Here is a 20,537-nt window from a genome sequence, read left to right on the forward strand (position 1 = left end):
AACTTTTTTTTCAAAATGGACGATTAGGCTTTGCAGTTTTTTGCTTTCTCTACTATGATAGAACCATACATTTGATAAGGGAGGAATTGTTTTGGCATCGATCACATTTAAAGGGAGCCCAGTAACGCTTGTAGGAAATGAAGTGAAAGTAGGCGAGCAGGCTCCAGATTTCACGGTATTAACGAACTCACTAGGGGAAGTTTCACTTTCTGATTTAACAGGAAAAGTGACGATTATCTCAGTGATTCCTTCTATTGATACAGGTGTGTGTGACGCACAAACAAGACGTTTCAATGAAGAGGCAGCCGGTTTAGGTCCGGTCAATATCTATACCATTAGTGCAGACCTACCATTTGCACAAGCACGCTGGTGCGGAGCAAACGGAATTGAAAATGTTGAAACATTATCTGATCATAGAGATATGTCATTTGGTGAAGCGTTTGGTTTATATATGAAAGAATTGCGTTTATTGGCGCGTGCGGTCTTCGTATTAGACCCAAGCGGAAAAGTGGTTTACACTGAGTACGTAAGCGAAGCAACCAATCACCCAAATTATGAAAAAGCCATTGAGGCTGCGAAATCACTGTTATAAAAGCAGCATCGACAAGAGCTCCGGCTTCATACTGGGGCTCTTTTCAATGAGAACATATAGCTTTTAACAAAGCGAGGAGAGAAAAGCATTGCAGAAAGATCAAGTGAGTACGATTTTTGAGCTGCTCGATACAGCTTCAATTCGTTTAAAAAAGGAACAGAACATTTCCTATATTGAAGCATTGGCAGAAGCAGGAGAAGCCTTTTTCCAGGCAAATGATCGAAACGGTTTACTAAAAGATTTAATAGAGAAAGCAGATTTCACCTCTTATGATCATGAGCAGATTCGTAAAGCGTTTCAGCTCGCCGTATTAAAAGGACAAAAGGATATTTCACATCCAAACCGGCAGATGACACCTGATACAATTGGTCTGTTTGTCAGCTATTTGGTCAATAAATTTTTAGAAGGACAAAAAGAGCTGGTTGTCTTTGATCCAGCAGCGGGAACAGGGAATTTACTGCTTGCGGTCCTCAACAATGTAACAGCAGAAACAACACGCGGTTTTGCCTCTGAAATTGATGACGTGCTCATTAAAATTGCGTGGGCACAAGCGAACTTAGAAGAAAAAGAAGTAGAGCTATTCCACCAGGACAGCCTTGAGCCGCTTCTTATCTCACCAGCAGATGTTGCTGTATGTAGTCTTCCTGTCGGGTTTTATCCAAACGATGAGCGCGCTAAAGACTATGAATTAAAGGCAAAAGAAGGTCATTCCTTTGCGCATTATTTATTCATTGAGCAAAGTCTTCGTTATACGAAAGAAGGCGGCTTCTTATTCTTCATCATTCCAAATGATTTGTTTGAAGGAAAAGAAAGCGTACAATTAAAGGATTTCATCAAAGAACATGCATATATGAATGCGTTAATTCAGCTGCCAGTCTCTATGTTCAAAGACAAAAAGCATGCCAAAAGCTTATTTGTGATGCAAAAGAAAAAAGAGGGGCTCGAAGCACCGAAACGTATGCTATTTGCCAATCTGCCATCTTTCTCACAGAAGGAAGCAATGGTTGGCGTCATGAGAAAATTAGACCAATGGTTTATAGAAGAAAAAGAAACGAAAGAATAGCCAGAGTGATGTCTGGCTATTTTATTATTCAGAAAATAACGACTTATTGATGTAAGCGGTAACAGTTCGAAGGTGTACTTGAAATGCAAAGTTTTCAATGTTTAAATGAAAAAGTCAGATATTTTTCGGACTTATCGTTAAACTATAAAAGACCCGTTCAAACAGGTTGAATATAGCACCGAAAAAACGTGAAACCTTATATAACAACTGAGTAAAAGGAGCGACAGTAATGTCCAAAATTATTGCAATCAACGCAGGAAGCTCATCTCTTAAATTCCAATTGTTCGACATGCCAGAAGAAACCGTTTTAACAAAAGGTCTTGTTGAAAGAATCGGAATGGACAACAGTATCTTCACGATTTCTGTAGATGGAGAAAAGAAAACAGAAGTCACAGATATTCCAGATCATGCAGTAGCGGTTAAAATGCTGCTTGAAAAACTAATTGAATTTAACATCATCAAAGACTTTAATGAAATTGATGGCGTAGGACACCGCGTCGTTCACGGCGGAGAAAAATTCAGCGATTCTGTTGTTTTAACAGATGAAGTCATCAAAGACATTGATCAGCTTTCAGAGCTTGCACCACTTCACAACCCTGCAAACGTTGTAGGAATCAAAGCATTCAAACAAATTCTGCCTGACGTACCAGCGATTGCTGTGTTCGATACAGCTTTCCACCAAACAATGCCAGAGCAGTCTTACCTATACAGCCTTCCGTATGACTACTACAAAAACTTTGGTATTCGTAAATACGGATTCCACGGGACAAGCCATAAGTTCGTAACAGAGCGTGCAGCAGAGCTATTAGGCCGTCCTCTTGAAGAGCTTCGTTTGATTTCTTGCCACCTTGGAAATGGTGCAAGTATCGCAGCAGTTGAAGGCGGAAAATCAATCGATACGTCAATGGGCTTCACACCACTTGCGGGTGTTGCAATGGGAACACGTTCAGGTAACATTGACCCTGCCCTTATTCCATTTATTATGGAGAAAACAGGACATACAGCTGAAGAAGTACTTTCTACTTTGAATAAGAAGAGTGGTCTTTTAGGTGTGTCTGGTCTTTCAAGTGATCTTCGTGATATCGAAGAAGCGACAGAAGAAGGAAACGACCGTGCTGAAGTAGCACTAGATATTTTTGCAAGCCGTATTCATAAATACATCGGTTCTTATGCAGCGAGAATGAATGGTGTAGATGCCATCATCTTCACAGCTGGAATCGGTGAAAACAGCTCAGAAGTGAGAGCACGTGTACTTCGTGGTCTAGAATTCATGGGCGTATATTGGGATCCATCTCTTAACAACATGAGAGGCGAAGAAGCATTCATCAGCTACCCTCACTCTCCTGTAAAAGTCATCGTGATTCCAACGAACGAAGAAGTTATGATTGCAAGAGACGTTATGCGTTTAGCGTAACATCCTTTTGAAGCTCTTTTCCTCAGCGGAAAAGGGCTTTTTTCTATTGAAATCAGCATGCTATAATGTGAAGCAATATGAAAGGAGCGGTGTGAAGATATGAGCGTCGAAGAACATAAACGCGAAGCGAAAACGAGGCTTCATGTAAAAGTCATTACCGTCAGTGATACAAGGACAAAAGAAACAGATAAAAGCGGCCGTCTAATGATTGATTTGCTCAAAGAACAAGGGCACCTTATTCTTGCATACGATATTGTGAAAGATCACATTGGAGCGATTCAAGATGCCGTTTTAGAAGGAACAAGTGAAGCGAAGATTGATGCCGTCTTGTTAAACGGGGGAACTGGTATTGCAGCAAGGGACGTCACGATTGAATCCATTACACCTCTTTTCTCAAAAGAGCTGCCGGGCTTTGGAGAAATTTTTCGCATGCTGAGCTATACAGAAGATATTGGATCAGCCGCTATCTTATCTAGAGCGACGGCAGGGGTGATTAACCAAAAAGCCGTTTTTGCCACACCAGGCTCTACCGGAGCAGTTCGGTTAGCCATGACCAAACTCATTATTCCAGAGCTTCCTCATGTCTTGCGAGAGCTTGAAAAAGATCAAAAATAGCCCAAAATGACTCTGCCAAGAAAATTTGGCAGAGTTTTTTTCATAAAGGGGTTGAAAAAACAATTTTTCCTTGTTACAGTGTATACATACTAAATGCATGTTTATAAATTAAAACTTATTTTTATGCAAAAAAAACATTCACAGAATCAAAACAAGCGAGAGGAGCTTTTCAAACATGTCACAAAATAAAAAAGTCGTATTAGCATATTCCGGAGGTCTTGATACCTCTGTTGCAGTTAAATGGTTACAGGAGCAAGGTTACGAAGTTGTTGCTTGCTGCCTGGACGTAGGTGAAGGAAAAGATTTAGCATTCGTTCAACAAAAAGCACTTCAAGTCGGAGCTGTTCAATCTTACATGATCGACGCAAAAGAAGAGTTTGCTGAAGAATTTGCACTTGCTGCACTGCAAGCACACACGATGTATGAAGGGAAATACCCACTCGTGTCTGCACTATCTCGTCCGCTCATTGCCAAAAAGTTAGTGGAAGTCGCAGAGAAAGAAAATGCCGTAGCCGTTGCACACGGATGTACAGGTAAAGGAAACGACCAAGTTCGTTTTGAAGTATCAATCAAAGCATTGAATCCAGACCTAGAAGTTCTTGCACCAGTGCGTGAATGGAAATGGTCTCGTGATGAAGAAATCGACTATGCACAAAAGCACGGGATTCCAATTCCGATTAACTTAGACAGCCCATATTCAATTGACCAAAACCTTTGGGGCAGAAGTAACGAATGTGGTATTTTAGAAGATCCTTGGGCAGCGCCGCCAGAAGGTGCTTATGATCTGACAAATCCACTTGAAAAAACACCAGACACACCTGAAATCATTGAAATCACGTTTGAAAAAGGAAAACCAACAGCTATTGACGGAATCCAGTATTCATTATCTGATCTCATCCTTCATTTAAATGAAGTTGCTGGCCAGCATGGTGTAGGCAGAATCGATCATGTTGAAAACCGTCTTGTTGGAATCAAATCTCGTGAAGTGTATGAGTGCCCAGGTGCAGTTACATTGTTAAAAGCACACAAAGAACTTGAAGACTTAACGCTTGTCAAAGAAGTAGCACACTTTAAGCCAATCGTTGAACAAAAAATGGCTGAATTAATATACAACGGCTTATGGTTCTCACCACTTAAAGGAGCACTAGATGCATTCTTACAAGAAACGCAAAAGAACGTAACAGGTGTTGTACGTGTGAAACTATTTAAAGGCCATGCCATTGTAGAAGGACGTAAATCACCATATTCACTTTATGATGAAAATCTAGCAACTTACACAAAAGCAGATGAATTCGATCATGATGCAGCTGTAGGATTTATTAACCTTTGGGGGTTACCAACAAAAGTAAACAGCATCGTGAACAAAAAGGAGCAGGTTAAAGCATGAAAAAGCTTTGGGGAGGCCGATTTCAAAAAACACCAGAAAAATGGGTCGATGAGTTTGGTGCATCCATTCATTTCGACAAACAATTAGTCAAAGAAGATCTGACCGGCTCCCTTGCCCATGCAAGTATGCTGAATAAATGCGGTATCATCGGTGATGAGGAGGCCGCTGCAATCAAAGACGGACTGAATACGCTCATGGAAAAGGCAGAGGCGGATGAACTCGATTTCTCAGTAGATTATGAGGACATTCATTTAAACCTTGAAAAAATGCTCATTGATGAGATTGGTCCGCTTGGCGGCAAATTGCACACAGCGAGAAGCCGGAATGATCAGGTCGCAACCGATATGCATTTATATTTGAATAACCAAGTAGAGCATATCATTGAGCTGATCTCTTCTTTTCAAACAGTACTTGTAGAAAAAGCTGAACAGCACGTTGAAACGATTTTTCCAGGATATACGCACTTACAGCGTGCACAGCCTATCTCTTTTGCTCATCATATGCTCGCCTACTTTTGGATGCTTGAGCGGGACAAAGCGCGTTTTCAAGATTCATTGAAGCGGATTAATGTGTCACCACTTGGATGCGGGGCGTTAGCAGGAACGACATTCCCGATTGATCGTGAATATACAGCAGAGCTTCTGGGCTTTGACCATATTTACGAGAACAGCCTTGATGGTGTGAGTGATCGTGATTTCATTTTAGAGTTCTTGTCTAATAGCAGTCTTGTGATGATGCACCTCTCACGTCTTTGTGAAGAAATCATTTTATGGTGCTCTCAAGAATTCAAATTCATTGAGCTTGATGACACGTACGCAACAGGCAGCAGCATGATGCCGCAAAAGAAAAACCCGGATATGGCTGAATTGATCCGCGGAAAAACAGGCAGGGTATATGGCAACCTGATGGGACTGCTCACGATTATGAAAGGCTTGCCGCTTACGTATAACAAAGACTTGCAAGAAGATAAAGAAGGCATGTTTGATACGGTGAAAACGATCGCTGGTAGCCTGCAAATCTTCACAGGCATGATTCAAACGATGACAGTGAACGAAGATGTCATGAAAAAAGCAACAAAAGAAGATTTCTCAAATGCGACCGAAGTGGCAGACTACCTTGCGAAAAAAGGTATGCCATTCCGTGAAGCACACGAAATCGTTGGGAAGCTTGTGTATACGTGCATTCAAAAAGGCATCTATTTAAGTGACCTTCCATTTGAAACATTTACAGAAGCAAGCGGCCTCTTTGAACAAGACATTTACACTGTTCTTGATCCGTATGTTGCTGTTGAAAAAAGAACAAGTGCAGGTGGAACTGGATTTAAACAAATTCAGCTCGCTTTAGAAAAAGCAAAAGCCTGCCTAGCGTAATTCGCCAAAACCATTCGTTTATACGGATGGTTTTTTTCATGGGAAAAAGGAGATTGATCTTCACTGGAGAAAATGAAAGCATACCAGTGTCAAGCTGAATAAGGAGTGACAACAGTTCATGAAGAAAACGCTTCAGGCTTTGTTTGATCAGCCTATCGTATCAGTGAAAACGTTAGGAGAACCATACGACGGCCGGGCTAATGATGTGTGGCTGATTTCCTTACAAGACCAAACGGAATATGTAGTGAAATCTCCAAAAACTGCAAGAGAAGAAAGTGAATTTGTGTTTGGGATCAACATGATTTATGGAGTAGATGCCCGTACTGTACAGGAGCATCTTGATGAAATCAATGAAAAGCTGTCTCATACGAATTCCTTTCATATTCCGAAAGTTGTTCGTAAAGTGAAGAAGGCGGGGAAACACTTTTATGTCATGGAAAAAGTAGAAGGAATCCCTTTAACATCTTTTGAGGGCCGTTCAGCACAATTCTATAGGGATTACGGGAGGAAACTAGCACATCTTCATTCATATCAAACAAACTTTTTCGGTGCAGTATACGGGGGAGAAAAGAGACATTTGAGAGAATTCCATGCGCTGTTAAAAAAGGCAGTTTCCAAACTCATCAGCCACTATTACGCTGATCAGCCTGAATATCAGAATTATGCAGAAAAGGTGCAGCAAAAGCTTGAAAAGCTAAGTCCTCCTGATGCAGCCAGTCTCATTTTAATTGATTTAGACCCATCGCAATATATTGAAGACGATGATCAAGTGACGAGTCTAGTTGATACGGAATATGTCGTATTTGGACCAGCTACGTTTGATTTGATTGCACTCGAATACCTTTTGACGAAAGAAGCTGCACAAGCGGTTCAATTAGGGTATGAAGAGATTTGCCCGCTTCCTCGCCAGCTTCATGAGGTGAGAGAATGCTATCGGTTTGTTTCGCTACTTCTCGATATCCATGGTTCATGGGATATGAAAAAGTGGATGAATCACCCTATACGGTTTTCCCCTCACTGTTAAAGGGTTCAAAAGTGCGAAGGAAGCCGGTTTATAGTAAAGTAAAGATAACAAAAGAAACACATGAACTTGCAACCTTTGCTTTAGGAGGAGATTGTGTGCGACACGCATTAATAACAGCGGGTTCTAAAGGACTTGGCAGGAAAGTCACCGAGTCTTTACTGAATATGGGGTATTCTGTGACAGTCAATTATCGAAGTGATGATGAAGCTGTCCGGCAGATGAAAGAAGAACTGCAAGAATACGAAGAAAAGCTTCAATTTGTCCAAGGCGATGTGACAAACAAAGAAGATTTAAAAAACATGGTCGAGCTGGCAGCAGAGCGATTTGGGCGGATTGATGCCTTGATCAATAATGCTGGACCTTATATTTTTGAACGAAAAAAACTCGCGGATTACTCTGAAGACGAATGGTATCAAATGATGGAAGGCAACCTATCCGCAGTGTTCCATTTGTTCCGAATGGTGATCCCTATGATGAGAAAACAAGGCTTTGGCCGGATTATCACATATGGCTTCCAAGGAGCAGACCATGCGCCAGGCTGGATGCACAGATCAGCTTTCGGAGCGGCAAAAGTGGGCCTTGCGTCATTGACGAAAACCATTGCGATTGAAGAAGCCGAAAACGGCATCACCGCTAATATGGTGTGTCCAGGTAAAATCGTTGGAGACATGAAAGAATCAACGATAGAGGAAGCACGTCAGATAAAAGACGATGAAACACCGATTGGTCGGTCTGGGACAGGTGAGGATATCGGTCGTATCATTTCATTTCTATGTGATGACCGTTCAGACCTCATTACAGGAACCGTCATTGAAGCAACAGGTGGTCTTAATGTAATTCACAGGCACTAAGTTTTTCAGCTTTTTATAGAGGGAATAGACAAAATGAGATCAAATTCGAAAGGTGGATATATTTACATGAAAGCTACATATCATGGACATTCAGTCGTACACATTGAAACAAACGGATACCATATTTGGATTGATCCATTTTTAAATGGAAATAAGCATACAGAGATCAAACCGCAAGATGTGAAAGCAGATGTGATTTTGCTCACGCACGGGCATGGAGATCACGTCGGAGACACGATTGAAATCGCTAAAAACAATGACGCACTCGTGATTGCGCCATTCGAACTTGCCACTTATTTAGGCTGGCAAGGGGTGAAGACACACCCGCTTTCTATTGGTGGCGGACGTGAATTTGAATTTGGTAAAGTCAAGCTGACGCAAGCGTTCCATGGCTCAGCGGTCATTGATGAAGAATCCAAAACGATTACGTATACAGGGATGCCATCCGGTATTTTATTTACTGCTGAAGGCAAAACAATTTATCATGCTGGAGACACGGCTCTCTTCTCGGATATGAAACTCATTGGGGAGCTGAATCATATTGAGCTCGCCTTCCTGCCAATAGGTGATAACTTCACAATGGGACCAGACGATGCGAGAATCGCAGCAGAGTGGCTTCGTGCGAAACAAGTCGTACCGATTCATTACAGTACATTCCCGCCGATTGAGCAAGATCCTCATGCGTTTGCAGACAGCTTGCATGGCGGCGTGGGTCACGTATTAAACAGCGGAGAATCCATCGATATTTAATCAATATGCAGAAAAACCGGCACACAAATATTGGCTTCAGTGTGTAGATAAACCCACGCATTCGTTGTCAGGTCTGCGCGCCGGTGCTCACGAATGTCAAATTCGCTCCGCTCCTGAGCTAGACCTTCCTAGACTGCAAAGGTTTTCTATCACGCTAAAAAGAAGGCAAAGGGCTAAAATAGAGTACATTTTAGCCCTTTGCCAATAATCTAGGGGTAAGTCCGAGATAAGGTCCAAAAAGCGCCATGCAGATGCAAGAAAATGTAAATAAAAGTACATAAGCCCTTATTATGCTTTTAGCTTTCCGTATAAGCCCTCCTGTAATATGGCAATAAAGTTATTTAATTTTAAAGTCTCAAACATGCATAGCCCCGTTCTAAATTTAGGACGGGGTTAAAACTGTAGTTATTTAATTTTTGATGTAAGATACTTCACTACACTAAAAATTTAACAATAAAGTCGTTTGAAAATCTAAGTTTTATTCAACAATAGTACCGGATTGTTAAATTACGATGACTGGAGTTTTTAACTTATTATCATCAAACAGTTAATACCAAAAGTTTATCGCTACTTTTGATAATTAACATAAGTTTCTTTAAAAGAAATATTTACTCATGCCATTTTTAAAGATAGGCAGGGTCTTAGTCACTAGCTCTTCTGATGAAATAAGTCTTCCATCCTTATTCCATGTGTATGCAGCTCCGTAAATCCCCCAACTTAGCATAGTAGATAGGGTTGTTACCATTTGTTTATCCTCTAATTCGATGATGTTGTTAGTTCCTTTTAGCATAAGATCAGCTATTAGTTTCTGTAACTCCTCTTTAATTTTACTTTCGATAATAGTTCCTAAAGATTGATAACCTTTAGGACATAGGTCGCTTATCTCTTTATGGTGATCACACATGGCTAGAAAAATATTTGCAATGACTTTTTCATTGAATCCATCGTGATCATTGAGTCTTTTTTTCAATTTGTCTGTAAATGTATTGGTGATTGTAGAATGTAACAAATCAAATTTATCGTCAAAGTGCGCATAAAATGTAGCCCGGTTAATAGTAGCCTTTTCTGTGATATCACGTACCGTTATATGGTTGAAATCTTTTTCACTAGCTAACGAAAGAAAAGAGACTACAATCAATTGTCTTGTACGAAGTATTCTCGGATCTTTTTTTGGCATAATCATTTTTTCTTCTCCTTTTAGGGTTCATCATCTTGTCTAAAAACGACAATACATTAGAAGTGTTGGGTAAACAACATGTTAGCCATTTTGGTGGTTGTTGATAGTTCTTTTTCATCTTATCATCAATTATACAACGTATGTTGCTTAAATAACACATGTTTTTTTGGGAGGGTTTTATCAAGCTAATTATTGTGATCATTCAGAATCATACCCAAAAATTGAAAAGACAATTGGTTGTTAATAAATAAAATAGTACCTATCATAACACAAGGAGGCAGAAGACCATGAACATCACTATTTTTGAGGCAAGCGGTCACACAGGATTTACGGATGAAAATGTACCTGACCAATCGGGCAAATGCATCATCGTCACCGGGGCCAATACTGGAATTGGCTTCGAAGTATCGCAAGTGCTTGCAGCACGAGGTGCACGTGTGCTGCTGGCCTGCCGCAACCATGCGAAGGCGAAAGAAGCCATGGATCGGATTCGGAGGAAGACCCCGGGAGCGGACCTAGCTTTCCTGCCCCTCGACTTGGCGGATATGGAGAGTGTGCGGAGTGCAGCTGAATTGGCCGCCAAGGAACCACGCATCGATGTATTGATCAACAATGCCGGCGTGCAAGGTTCGAAACTGAGGCACACTGTGCAAGGCTTCGAGCTGACGTTCGGCGTCAATCACCTTGGCTGTTTCGCGTTCACCACGCTGTTGCTGCCCAAGCTCATGGAAACGCCTGGGTCGCGCATCGTCGTCACGAGTAGCGGTCAACACAAAGACGCGAAAATCGAGTGGGAAGACCTTAATGCAGAAAAGAGCTACAAATGGCTCCCGCGCTATGGCGCCAGTAAGCTCGCGAATATGCTCTTCGTCTTCGAGCTGGACCGGCGGTTGCGGGCGGCGGGATCACCAGTAACAGTCGTGGCTTGTCACCCGGGCCTTGTGGGAACGGACCTTGGACGCGATAACATGGCTGGCAAAGTAATGATGCCGTTGATCGGCCTGTTCTTTGCCAAACCGGCCATGGGTGCCTGGGGCGCGTTGCACGCAGCCACAGGGAAGATAAAGCCAGGCGGCTATTACGGGCCGTCAGGATTAGGCGAGTTGCGGGGACCTTCCCGTGAATGTTCCCGCTCAGAGGAGGCGAAAGATCCGAAGCTTGCCAAGCGACTGTGGGATGTATCCGTTGATATGACAGGGATCGATCCCGGCTTGCCTCCTGTAATTTGAAACTGTACTTTTGTTTATAACAAGAGAAAGGGTGTAGTGAACAAGATATCTCCATTGGGGTATAATCCGGCATCAATCACCAAAAATGAAGAAGATGGAAGGAATAATTAAACAATCGAACCTAGATAGGACGGTTGTACGAATGAATAATCCTAATGTCAAACACAAAGGGCAATCTTATGATTATTCATTCGGCGATTGGTAGGCTAAACTGTCCGTCACTAGGGAAAATGTGGTGAAATTCATATATGCCGCTACTCAGCAAAGCCAATTGAACAGAAAAATGCCCATTGTCTATAATAATTAAATCAGCTTAAAAGGGAGCATTCAAAATGAAAATTGAGATATGGTCGGATTATGTTTGTCCTTTTTGTTATATTGGCAAACGTAAATTTGAAATAGGGTTAGAACAGTTTGAACATAAAGAAGAGGTAGAAGTCGTATTTCGTAGTTTTCAATTAGATCCATATGCGAAAAAAAATACAGGGATGGATATCCATCAAGTATTATCTTCAAAACATGGTATCCCATATGAAAAAGCAAAAGCGTTAAATGATCACATGGTGCAACAAGCGAAAACAGTTGGATTAGATTATCAAATGGATAAAATGATTCCTACAAATTCATATGATGCACATCGTCTTTCTTATTATGCAAAAGAGAAAGGTAAAATGAAGGAGTTCATAGAGCGTATTATGAAAGCTCACTTCACGGATTCACTAGACATCGGTGACCATGCAACACTTGTTCAACTTGCAAGTGAGATAGGTCTTGATGTCAACGAAGCTTTGGATGTTTTAGTAAATGATAAATATAACGAGAATATTGCAGCTGATAAAGCCGAGGGATCGAATATTGGGATTCAAGGTGTGCCCTTTTTCGTAGTGAATGACAAATATGCCATCTCAGGAGCGCAACCTAGCCAAGTATTTTTAGAAACATTACAAAATGTTTGGCAAGAAGATTACGCGAAGGCTAAGGCTGAAGAGCATAAATTAGAGCCGTCGCTCGATGATTATTGTTCAGATGGAACATGTAAATTTTAATGACTTTTCAAAAAGGTTTTGATTTGTTTAGATGGAACTTTGTTTTGGGGAATAAGTTTTGGAACTAACATAGACCCGGATGACCTAAGTGTATTTAGTCCTTATCTTAAGGAACGATTACATCATTGATTTAGAAGAACTGCCTGAACCTTTAGTTTAGATGAAAGGCTGGGGTTAGGGTTTAAAACAGCTTAATGGAGGGCCTTTGTGTTCTTTTTTCATTTTTTTACATTTGTATGGCGCTTTTTGGACTTATCTCGGATTTCCCCCATCTAAAACCGGCACAAAAAAGCCGGTTTTTTTGTTTGCCTTTATTGTGCTCGTGTAAAAGACAAATTGCTATTAAAAGCCTCCTGCCTTTATAATGAAATATAGATGAAAACGCTGAAAACAAAAAGGGTGAACGGGATTGGCGACAAAGCATGAGCAAATTTTATCGTATATTGATTCATTGGATGTCGGAGAGAAAATTTCTGTCCGGCGTATAGCGAAAGAAATGAAAGTCAGTGAAGGCACGGCTTACCGGGCTATTAAGGATGCTGAAAATAAAGGGTTCGTGAGCACCATTGAACGAGTCGGTACCATTCGAATTGAACAGAAGAAAAAAGAAAATATTGAAAAGCTGACATATGCGGAAGTCGTCAATGTCATTGATGGTCAGGTACTTGGCGGACGAGCCGGCTTACATAAAACGTTAAATAAATTTGTCATCGGTGCAATGGAACTGGATGCGATGATGCGATACACAGCAGCAGGCAACCTGTTAATCGTCGGAAACCGAATCAATGCTCACCGGCAAGCATTAGAGGCGGGAGCGGCTGTGCTGGTCACGGGCGGATTCTCAACAGATGATGAAATTATTCAGCTCGCAGATGAGCTTGAGCTGCCCATTTTATCAACAAGCTACGATACATTTACCGTAGCGGCTCTCATTAACCGGGCCATTTATGACCAGTTGATTAAAAAAGAAATTGTGCTTGTGGAGGATATTTTAACGCCAATTGAACGGACCGTCTATTTATCGCCAGAAGACAAACTTGAGAAATGGTATGAAAAGAATTATGAAACCGGGCACGGCCGGTTCCCGGTAGCAGACGATCAAATGAAAATTCACGGCATTTTGACCTCAAAGGATATTGCAGGCCATGACCGTTCTACACCGATTGAAAAGGTGATGACAAAAAATCCGCTGACCGTTATTGGCAAAACATCTGTCGCTTCAGCTGCACAAATGATGGTGTGGGAAGGTATTGAGGTACTGCCAGTTGTAAATGATCATGCGAAGCTGATTGGGATGATTAGCCGTCAGGACGTGCTGAAGGCGCTGCAAATGATTCAAAAGCAGCCGCAGGTCGGTGAAAAGTTGGATGATGTCGTGTCACGAGGATTTAAGGAGACTGAGACAGAAAAACCAAAAACAGATGCGGTGTACCAATATGAAGTCTCACCACAAATGACAAATCAACTCGGTAATATTTCGTATGGTGTGTTTACACAAATTTTAATCGAATCAGCCAACCGCTTCTTAAAGTCTCATAAAAAAGGCGAACTAATTGTAGAAAGTCTTTCTGTCTATTTCTTAAAACCGGTTCAAATGGAATCCACGATACAGATCAAACCGAATATTTTAGAAGTTGGGCGCAAGTTTGGAAAGCTGGAAGTGGAAGTTTACCATCAGTCAAATATTGTAGGCAAAGCGATGTTGATGGTGCAGCTGATGGAGAGAGGATAAATGGCAAAAAAGGGCGGCATGAATGCGCCCTTTCAGCGTGTAAACAAACCCTCGTATTCTTTATCAGTCCTGCGTGCTGGTGCTCACGAATGACAAATTCGCTCCGTAAAAGTAGCTGTCCTTCCTAGACTGCAAAGGTTTTCTAACACGCTGAAAAGAAGAGAAAGGGCTAAAATCAAGTTCATTTTAGCCCTTTCTCTATTATGCGTGGTCTTTTTCGCCTTCCTTTAAAAAGAGCGGAAGATAGTGCTTATAGGCTTTATATCCGGCCCATGTACTGCCGATACCAACTGCAACAAAAACAAACCCAATGACAAATGCGAGTGACGAGCGGTTTAAAAATAATTGATTCACACCGAAGAGCAGGACAAAGCAGCCAAGTGCCATACTTGATTTGGCAGACCAGAATTTCTTTTCGACCGGCCGGTTCGTACGGACATTCTTTGCTTTGTAGTATAAATAAAACATGGCAGAACAAATAATAAACACAATCAAAACAAGCATGTGCCAAGCCTCCATTGTAAGTGGTTACAACCCTATTTTAAACGTAAATAGGCTTGCTTACTAGAATAAATTGTCTATTCCTCACTTTTCTGTCTGGGTAGATTATGATTTAATAATAAAAAGAGTATCGCATAAGAAGGAGTATTTATGAAAAAAGAACTGATTAGAACCATATCATTATATGACACCATCATCATTCATAGACATGTAAGACCTGATCCAGACGCATATGGATCACAGTGCGGCCTTACGGAAATCTTGCGTGCCACCTATCCAGAAAAAAATATTTATGCAACAGGAACCCCTGAGCCATCTCTTTCATTTTTATATGAATTAGATGACGTGCCGGATGAAGTGTACAAAGGTGCCCTTGTCATTGTCTGTGACACTGCGAATCAAGCAAGAATTGATGATCAGCGCTATTCAATGGGCGATAAACTGATGAAAATTGATCATCATCCGAATGAAGATCCGTATGGTGATTTGCTTTGGGTTGATACAGAAGCAAGCTCTGTCAGTGAAATGATTTATGAGCTGTATTTAGAGGGGAAAGAAGAAGGATATCAGCTGAATACAAAGGCGGCAGAACTCATTTATGCCGGCATTGTAGGAGACACAGGCCGTTTCCTTTTCCCAAACACAACGAAAAAGACACTCAAATATGCGGGTGAACTCATCGAATATCCGTTTTCATCATCAGACCTTTTCAATCAATTGTATGAGACGGATTTGAATGTCGTGAAATTAAATGGCTATATTTTTCAACATATCTCTTTATCAGAGAATGGCGTAGCTTCTGTTTTTATTAAACGTGACATTTTGGAGTCGTTCCAAACAACAGCGCAGCAAGCCTCACAGCTTGTTGGGACACTTGGAAATATTGCAGGGATTAAGGCATGGGTCTTTTTTGTGGAAGAGAACGATCAGATTCGTGTGAGATTCCGCTCAAAAGGCGTCGTCATTAACACCATTGCTAAAAAATATCATGGCGGAGGTCACCCGCTTGCAGCCGGTGCGTCCATATATGATTGGGCAGTTGCAGATGAGATTTTGCGTGATTTAGAAGAAGTATGTAAATCATCATCGTGAGAGAGGGGCTTCAAGTCCCCCTCTCTTTTTTTGAGCTTTGAGAAAAGGGTTACTTGGATACAGGGATAAACCAGCAGCCAATGTCAGTTGAATCTTCATAGGCTTGGAGATTTTGATGCTTTAATTCTTTTTTAATTAAATGGGCCATCATTTCTGTCTCAGCATAAGCACACATGCCGTCTTTAATCCGGCTTGCTTTGTCTCGTGCCATTTGACGATAGCTGTAAACCTCCATTGTTCTCACCTCTTTCTTATGATCATCTCGTTCTTCTTTTAGTGTATAAAAATAACAAGTGAAAAGCGATCATTGAGTGCAGAAATTCATAAAAATTCCACATCATCTATTATTCAGCGAAGGAAATACGCACTTCAAGCGAAAGCTTTGTATAGATGGTCAGTTCGGTGACTTTGGCGCGGTATGCCTTTTCTCTAATCGTATATTCTTTATTTTCCACGGTCCGTTTTAAGAGCTCTTTTGTTTTATAGACACTTTCAATATCCTTTGTGATCACCTCAGAGATATCTTCTTTCACCTGATCTTCAAATTTCAAGGTATCTGGCTCCGGGATTTTGTACTGCTCACGGTTGACGAGGTGAACGTCTACGCTCTGAATAAGCAGACGCTGCTTATTGTCTTCATTTAATTTATGCAAATCTTCCCGATAGAGTGTGATTTGTTCTTTCAGACTGTCCATATGGTGCTGCTGGCTTCTGAGCAGTGTCACCTGCTTCTCCTGAAAGGTGCCATACGTAAAGAGAAAAATCAGCCAGCTGATAATTGCGCCGAACATCATCCCAGCAAAAAAACGCTGCCAGCCTGGACGTTTATACAGCTCAGGCACCCTCATGATGACACATGCTCCTGAGTGAGCCACGTAATCAGGAGATACCCTGTTTGCGCACCGCCCATAGCAGAGATAATGAGCAAGATCTGCTTGAAAATATCACGTGTGTTCCCTTCGAAAATCCCTCTTTCAAAACTATAAACCGCATCAAAAGTTCCACCGATTGCCGCAACAAGTGCCCAAATTTTTAAGCGGTTGGCAAGACTTGAAATAATTGATAGCGGCGGCTGACCAGATAAATATGCACCTACCCCGCCTATAATGGCACCGCCCAAAATAACCCCTAGTGCGATAAAATAACAGCTAATAAAGTTTGGAATAAAGGCTTCCTTCACATCCATTTTTCCCACCTCACTCTATTCAATATATGGCGAATGCTGGACAAGTATGAACGAGCGGAAAAGAAAGAACATTTGTTTCTCACCGCATCGCGATTTATAATGAAAGAATGAATTTAGACGAAAGGAGTGGATTAAGCATGTCCTATGTTCATCTTCAGGTCCACAGTGGATACAGCTTGTTGAGCAGTGCAGCGAAGGTCAAGGAGCTCGTATTAAAGGCGAAAGAACTTGGCTATCAAGCGCTCGCTCTTACCGATGACCATGTGATGTATGGAACGGTTGAATTTTATAAGGAATGTAAAACACATGGCATCAAACCGATTATCGGTTTAACAGCTTCTGTCTTCATAGATGAACAAGAGACAGAGGCTTATCCTTTGATCCTCCTTGCCAAAAACAATGAAGGCTATCAAAACTTGATCAAAATTAGCAGTGTCTTGAAATCAAAATCAAAAACCGGCCTGAAAGAGAAATGGCTGAAAGCCTATCATCATGGCCTTATTGCCATCACACCAGGCGTATCCGGCTATATTGAAACGCTGCTGCAACATAATCAGCTAGATGAAGCAAGGGATGCAGCCAGCCATTTAAAAGATCTTTTTGGTGAGGAACATGTGTATTTAGCCGTTCAGCCGTTTCAGCAGGGCGAAGAGCTTTCTCGTAAGCTAAGGGAACTCTCAAAAAGAGCGAACATCCCGCTTGTGGCAACAGGTGATGTCCACTATATCCATCAAGAGGACAAAACCGCATATACATGTTTAAAAGCCATTAAAGCAGGCCAGCAGCTATCAGAAATTGAGGAAGACCAAGCAGACAAGCATTTCAGATCGATCGAAGAAATGATGAAGTGGTATGGTGATGATCCAGAATTGCTGGCAAGAACGGTTGAGATTGCAAACCGCTGCGAGGTCGATTTAAATCTTGGCCAGACGAAACTGCCAACCTATCCGACGCCTGATCAATCAACAGCTGATCAATTTTTACGAAGAGTGTGCCAAGAAGGCATGAAACGAAGACAGATTGCTTCAAATGACACATATATCAAAAGGCTTGAGTATGAGCTGAGCATCATTCAAAAAATGAATTTCAGTGATTATTTCCTCATTGTGTGGGATTTTATGAAGTATGCTCATGATCATGGCATTGTCACAGGTCCTGGCAGGGGATCAGCAGCAGGCTCTTTAGTTGCGTATGTTCTGTTTATTACAGATGTCGATCCGATCCGTCACGGGCTTTTATTTGAGCGTTTTTTAAATCCTGAACGCATCAGCATGCCAGATATAGATATCGATTTTCCTGACACGAGAAGAGATGAAATCATTTCATATGTAAAAGACAAATATGGGGATATGCATGTGGCGCAAATTGTCACGTTTGGAACACTTGCCGCAAAGGCAGCTTTAAGAGATGTCGGACGTGTGATGGGAATTGATTCAAAAGCAGCAGACCGCCTTGCAAAGCTTATCCCATCAAAGCCAGGAACGACACTGAAAGAAGCGGTGACAGTCTCCTCAGAATTAAAAACACTGCTCCAGCAATCTGAAGAGCTGCAAAGAGTGTTTCAAACCGCTTTAAAGGTAGAAGGATTACCAAGACATACGTCAACACATGCAGCCGGCGTTGTCCTAAGTGAGGAGCCGCTCACACAAGTCGTGCCTATTCAAGAAGGCCATGATGGAGTGTATTTGACGCAATATGCGATGAATTATTTAGAAGATCTCGGTCTTTTGAAAATGGATTTTTTAGGTTTGAGAAACTTAACATTAATTGAATCCATTAAAAACCAGATTGAAAGACAGGAAAACGTCCACATTAACTTTAGTGACATTTCATATGAAGATCAGAAAACGTTTGATTTGTTATCAGCAGGAGATACAACGGGGATTTTCCAGCTGGAGTCACAAGGTATGCGTCAGGTGCTGAGGCGACTGAAACCTTCTAGTCTAGAAGATATCGTGGCTGTCAATGCCTTATACCGCCCGGGGCCGATGGAGAATATCCCGCTCTTTATCGACCGAAAGCATGGCAGAGTGAAAGTCTCCTACCCGCATCCAGATTTGTATGACATCTTAAAGGATACATATGGGGTCATCGTCTATCAGGAGCAAATCATGCTGATTGCAGCAAAGATGGCAGGCTTTAAGCTGGGCGAGGCCGATCTACTAAGAAGAGCCGTTTCAAAGAAGGATAAAAAGGTGCTTGATGAAGAGCGAAGCCATTTTGTTGAAGGATGCCTAAAAAAGGAGTATCCTGTTAACATTGCAAATGACGTTTATGACCTAATCGTCAAATTTGCAAACTATGGTTTTAATAGAAGCCATGCTGTTGCATATAGCATGATCGGCTTTCAGCTTGCTTATTTAAAAGCGCATTATCCGTTATATTTTATGTGCGGTCTTTTAACGAGTGTGATTGGAAATGAAGACAAAGTGGCTCAATATTTCTATGAGGCAAAGGAAAAAGGGATATCGGTGTTGAAGCCTTCTATTAATAAGAGCGAATTTCCATTCACGGTTGAAAAAGGGGAGATCCGCTACAGCTTAAGAGCGATCAAAAATGTCGGAGTGTCAGCTGTAAAGGATATATACAGAGCAAGACAGGAAAAGCCATTTGAAGATTTATTTGATTTTTGCGCAAGGGTATCAACAAAGAGTGTCAACCGAAAAACGATTGAAGCCCTCATTTTCTCAGGGGCAATGGATGAGCTTCATCCAAATCGTGCTTCGTTATTAGCATCGATAGATATTGCGTTAGACCATGTGTCATTTTTAACACCTGAGGATCAACTGGACTTTCTTGGGGATACAACGTTCTCCATTAAGCCAAAATATGCGGAGATAGACGAACTGCCGCTTGTTGATCTCCTGCAATTTGAAAAAGAGGCACTCGGGTTATATTTATCAAATCACCCTGTACAAGCGTATCGAGATCGCTTAAGAGAGAATGGTGCGGTGGAAATCATCAGACTTTCTTCCTATATAAAGCGAAAGATCTCAATGGGTGGTCTTTTGACAAAGGTGAAATCGATTCGGACAAAAAATGGACAATCGATGGCATTTGTCACATTCGGGGATGAAACGGGAGAAATGGAAGGTGTCGTCTTTCCAGAGCAATTTAGAAAGCTGTCCCCCTTACTTGAGGAGGGCGCAATGCTTTATGTTGAAGGCAGAATAGATGTCAGAAATGAGAGCAGTCAAATCATCGTGCAAGAAGCTGTTCTACTGGAAGAGATGGGCTCTAAAAGAAAAGAATCTGTCTACATTCGAGTCAAAGAAGAGAATCATACGCAGGAGCTGCTAGAACAAGTGAAGCGAGTAATCTCCATGCACAGGGGAGAAGCAGATGTCTATTTGTATTATGAAAAGCAAAAAAAGACGATGAGACTTCCAGATGCATACAAAGTTCATGCAGATCATGCGGTCATTTTCCAGTTAAAAGAGCTGCTAGGTGAACAAAACGTTGTGATTAAATGATGACAAATCGTCTGAATATGTTTTACAATTTCACC

19 protein-coding genes are annotated in these 20,537 nt (G+C 41.5%); 14 read left to right on the forward strand and 5 right to left on the reverse strand.

Annotation, left to right across the window (positions count from 1 at the left end):
- The first annotated feature begins 91 nt into the window (after positions 1 to 91).
- From tpx to M2369_RS00390, 9 genes are all read left to right on the forward strand, one after another.
- Entirely contained in the window at positions 92 to 592 is a 501-nt protein-coding gene (gene tpx, locus M2369_RS00350; RefSeq protein WP_007501731.1) for a thiol peroxidase, read from the forward strand.
- A gap of 88 nt (positions 593 to 680) precedes the next feature.
- Positions 681 to 1,655 (forward strand): class I SAM-dependent methyltransferase, encoded by a 975-nt coding sequence (locus tag M2369_RS00355; RefSeq protein ID WP_226650676.1) that lies wholly within the window; start codon positions 681 to 683, stop codon positions 1,653 to 1,655.
- A gap of 229 nt (positions 1,656 to 1,884) precedes the next feature.
- Positions 1,885 to 3,069, forward strand: a complete 1,185-nt coding sequence (locus tag M2369_RS00360; RefSeq protein WP_024718669.1) for an acetate kinase — start codon at positions 1,885 to 1,887, stop codon at positions 3,067 to 3,069.
- Positions 3,070 to 3,168: 99 nt separating this feature from the next.
- Complete coding sequence (locus M2369_RS00365) at positions 3,169 to 3,684, forward strand: MogA/MoaB family molybdenum cofactor biosynthesis protein (protein ID WP_024718668.1); 516 nt, start codon at positions 3,169 to 3,171, stop codon at positions 3,682 to 3,684.
- Positions 3,685 to 3,859: 175 nt separating this feature from the next.
- Positions 3,860 to 5,071, forward strand: coding sequence for an argininosuccinate synthase (locus M2369_RS00370; RefSeq protein ID WP_017358278.1), 1,212 nt, complete (start codon positions 3,860 to 3,862; stop codon positions 5,069 to 5,071).
- The gene (gene argH, locus M2369_RS00375) at positions 5,068 to 6,441 is read left to right on the forward strand and encodes an argininosuccinate lyase (RefSeq protein ID WP_058337295.1); all 1,374 of its coding nucleotides are present in this window, start codon (positions 5,068 to 5,070) and stop codon (positions 6,439 to 6,441) included. Before M2369_RS00370 ends, argH begins: the two co-directional genes overlap by 4 nt.
- 118 nt (positions 6,442 to 6,559) lie before the next feature.
- Positions 6,560 to 7,465: an aminoglycoside phosphotransferase family protein gene (locus M2369_RS00380; RefSeq protein ID WP_259253263.1), complete on the forward strand. Its 906-nt coding sequence runs from the start codon at positions 6,560 to 6,562 to the stop codon at positions 7,463 to 7,465.
- A 95-nt stretch (positions 7,466 to 7,560) separates the two neighbouring features.
- Positions 7,561 to 8,316 carry an SDR family oxidoreductase gene (locus M2369_RS00385; RefSeq protein ID WP_008343153.1) on the forward strand — a complete coding sequence of 252 codons (756 nt, stop codon included), beginning with the start codon at positions 7,561 to 7,563 and terminating at the stop codon, positions 8,314 to 8,316.
- A gap of 66 nt (positions 8,317 to 8,382) precedes the next feature.
- On the forward strand, positions 8,383 to 9,066 hold the full coding sequence (locus M2369_RS00390; RefSeq protein WP_017367834.1) for a metal-dependent hydrolase: 684 nt from the start codon (positions 8,383 to 8,385) through the stop codon (positions 9,064 to 9,066).
- 595 nt (positions 9,067 to 9,661) lie between these two features.
- On the opposite strand, the gene M2369_RS00395 is transcribed toward M2369_RS00390, so the two are convergent.
- Positions 9,662 to 10,249 (reverse strand): TetR/AcrR family transcriptional regulator, encoded by a 588-nt coding sequence (locus M2369_RS00395; protein ID WP_259253264.1) that lies wholly within the window; start codon positions 10,247 to 10,249, stop codon positions 9,662 to 9,664.
- Between the two features lie 281 nt (positions 10,250 to 10,530).
- Between M2369_RS00395 and M2369_RS00400 the strand changes: the two genes are divergently transcribed.
- The 3 genes from M2369_RS00400 (at position 10,531) to M2369_RS00410 (ending at position 14,250) form a co-directional block, all read left to right on the forward strand.
- Complete coding sequence (locus M2369_RS00400) at positions 10,531 to 11,472, forward strand: oxidoreductase (protein WP_144679811.1); 942 nt, start codon at positions 10,531 to 10,533, stop codon at positions 11,470 to 11,472.
- 332 nt (positions 11,473 to 11,804) lie between these two features.
- Positions 11,805 to 12,518 carry a DsbA family oxidoreductase gene (locus M2369_RS00405; protein WP_144679813.1) on the forward strand — a complete coding sequence of 238 codons (714 nt, stop codon included), beginning with the start codon at positions 11,805 to 11,807 and terminating at the stop codon, positions 12,516 to 12,518.
- 409 nt (positions 12,519 to 12,927) lie between these two features.
- Positions 12,928 to 14,250 (forward strand): CBS domain-containing protein, encoded by a 1,323-nt coding sequence (locus M2369_RS00410; RefSeq protein ID WP_017358275.1) that lies wholly within the window; start codon positions 12,928 to 12,930, stop codon positions 14,248 to 14,250.
- A 201-nt stretch (positions 14,251 to 14,451) separates the two neighbouring features.
- Here the strand turns inward: M2369_RS00410 and M2369_RS00415 are convergent, their stop codons facing one another.
- Positions 14,452 to 14,754, reverse strand: coding sequence for a YtpI family protein (locus tag M2369_RS00415; protein ID WP_008343164.1), 303 nt, complete (start codon positions 14,752 to 14,754; stop codon positions 14,452 to 14,454).
- Positions 14,755 to 14,901: 147 nt separating this feature from the next.
- Here M2369_RS00415 and M2369_RS00420 point away from each other — a divergent pair, with 147 nt between their 5' ends.
- On the forward strand, positions 14,902 to 15,843 hold the full coding sequence (locus M2369_RS00420; protein ID WP_025207776.1) for a DHH family phosphoesterase: 942 nt from the start codon (positions 14,902 to 14,904) through the stop codon (positions 15,841 to 15,843).
- Between the two features lie 49 nt (positions 15,844 to 15,892).
- Here the strand turns inward: M2369_RS00420 and M2369_RS00425 are convergent, their stop codons facing one another.
- The 3 genes from M2369_RS00425 to ytrH all read right to left on the reverse strand — a co-directional run bounded on the left by M2369_RS00425 (position 15,893) and on the right by ytrH (position 17,029).
- On the reverse strand, positions 15,893 to 16,078 hold the full coding sequence (locus tag M2369_RS00425; protein ID WP_008346082.1) for a YtzJ family protein: 186 nt from the start codon (positions 16,076 to 16,078) through the stop codon (positions 15,893 to 15,895).
- 109 nt (positions 16,079 to 16,187) lie between these two features.
- The gene (gene ytrI, locus M2369_RS00430; protein ID WP_007501718.1) at positions 16,188 to 16,691 is read right to left on the reverse strand and encodes a sporulation membrane protein YtrI; all 504 of its coding nucleotides are present in this window, start codon (positions 16,689 to 16,691) and stop codon (positions 16,188 to 16,190) included.
- Positions 16,688 to 17,029 (reverse strand): sporulation membrane protein YtrH, encoded by a 342-nt coding sequence (gene ytrH / locus M2369_RS00435; RefSeq protein WP_007501717.1) that lies wholly within the window; start codon positions 17,027 to 17,029, stop codon positions 16,688 to 16,690. The genes ytrI and ytrH overlap by 4 nt, the downstream gene beginning before the upstream one ends.
- A 137-nt stretch (positions 17,030 to 17,166) precedes the next feature.
- Here ytrH and dnaE point away from each other — a divergent pair, with 137 nt between their 5' ends.
- On the forward strand, positions 17,167 to 20,502 hold the full coding sequence (gene dnaE, locus M2369_RS00440) for a DNA polymerase III subunit alpha (protein WP_259253265.1): 3,336 nt from the start codon (positions 17,167 to 17,169) through the stop codon (positions 20,500 to 20,502).
- Positions 20,503 to 20,537: the final 35 nt, after the last annotated feature.

The sequence above is a fragment of the Bacillus sp. JUb11 genome (assembly GCF_024807925.1).
Lineage (GTDB): Bacteria > Bacillota > Bacilli > Bacillales > Bacillaceae > Bacillus > Bacillus altitudinis.

Excerpts from the sequence above, each read along its gene's own strand:
- M2369_RS00360 (WP_024718669.1), top strand. The coding sequence starts at position 1,885 with ATGTCCAAAATTATTGCAATCAACGCAGGAAGCTCATCTCTTAAATTC.
- M2369_RS00365 (WP_024718668.1), top strand. The coding sequence starts at position 3,169 with ATGAGCGTCGAAGAACATAAACGCGAAGCGAAAACGAGGCTTCATGTA.
- M2369_RS00370 (WP_017358278.1), top strand. The coding sequence starts at position 3,860 with ATGTCACAAAATAAAAAAGTCGTATTAGCATATTCCGGAGGTCTTGAT.
- argH (WP_058337295.1), top strand. The coding sequence starts at position 5,068 with ATGAAAAAGCTTTGGGGAGGCCGATTTCAAAAAACACCAGAAAAATGG.
- M2369_RS00380 (WP_259253263.1), top strand. The coding sequence starts at position 6,560 with ATGAAGAAAACGCTTCAGGCTTTGTTTGATCAGCCTATCGTATCAGTG.
- M2369_RS00390 (WP_017367834.1), top strand. The coding sequence starts at position 8,383 with ATGAAAGCTACATATCATGGACATTCAGTCGTACACATTGAAACAAAC.
- M2369_RS00395 (WP_259253264.1), bottom strand. The coding sequence starts at position 10,249 with ATGATTATGCCAAAAAAAGATCCGAGAATACTTCGTACAAGACAATTG.
- M2369_RS00400 (WP_144679811.1), top strand. The coding sequence starts at position 10,531 with ATGAACATCACTATTTTTGAGGCAAGCGGTCACACAGGATTTACGGAT.
- M2369_RS00405 (WP_144679813.1), top strand. The coding sequence starts at position 11,805 with ATGAAAATTGAGATATGGTCGGATTATGTTTGTCCTTTTTGTTATATT.
- M2369_RS00415 (WP_008343164.1), bottom strand. The coding sequence starts at position 14,754 with ATGCTTGTTTTGATTGTGTTTATTATTTGTTCTGCCATGTTTTATTTA.
- M2369_RS00420 (WP_025207776.1), top strand. The coding sequence starts at position 14,902 with ATGAAAAAAGAACTGATTAGAACCATATCATTATATGACACCATCATC.
- M2369_RS00425 (WP_008346082.1), bottom strand. The coding sequence starts at position 16,078 with ATGGAGGTTTACAGCTATCGTCAAATGGCACGAGACAAAGCAAGCCGG.
- ytrI (WP_007501718.1), bottom strand. The coding sequence starts at position 16,691 with ATGAGGGTGCCTGAGCTGTATAAACGTCCAGGCTGGCAGCGTTTTTTT.
- ytrH (WP_007501717.1), bottom strand. The coding sequence starts at position 17,029 with ATGGATGTGAAGGAAGCCTTTATTCCAAACTTTATTAGCTGTTATTTT.
- dnaE (WP_259253265.1), top strand. The coding sequence starts at position 17,167 with ATGTCCTATGTTCATCTTCAGGTCCACAGTGGATACAGCTTGTTGAGC.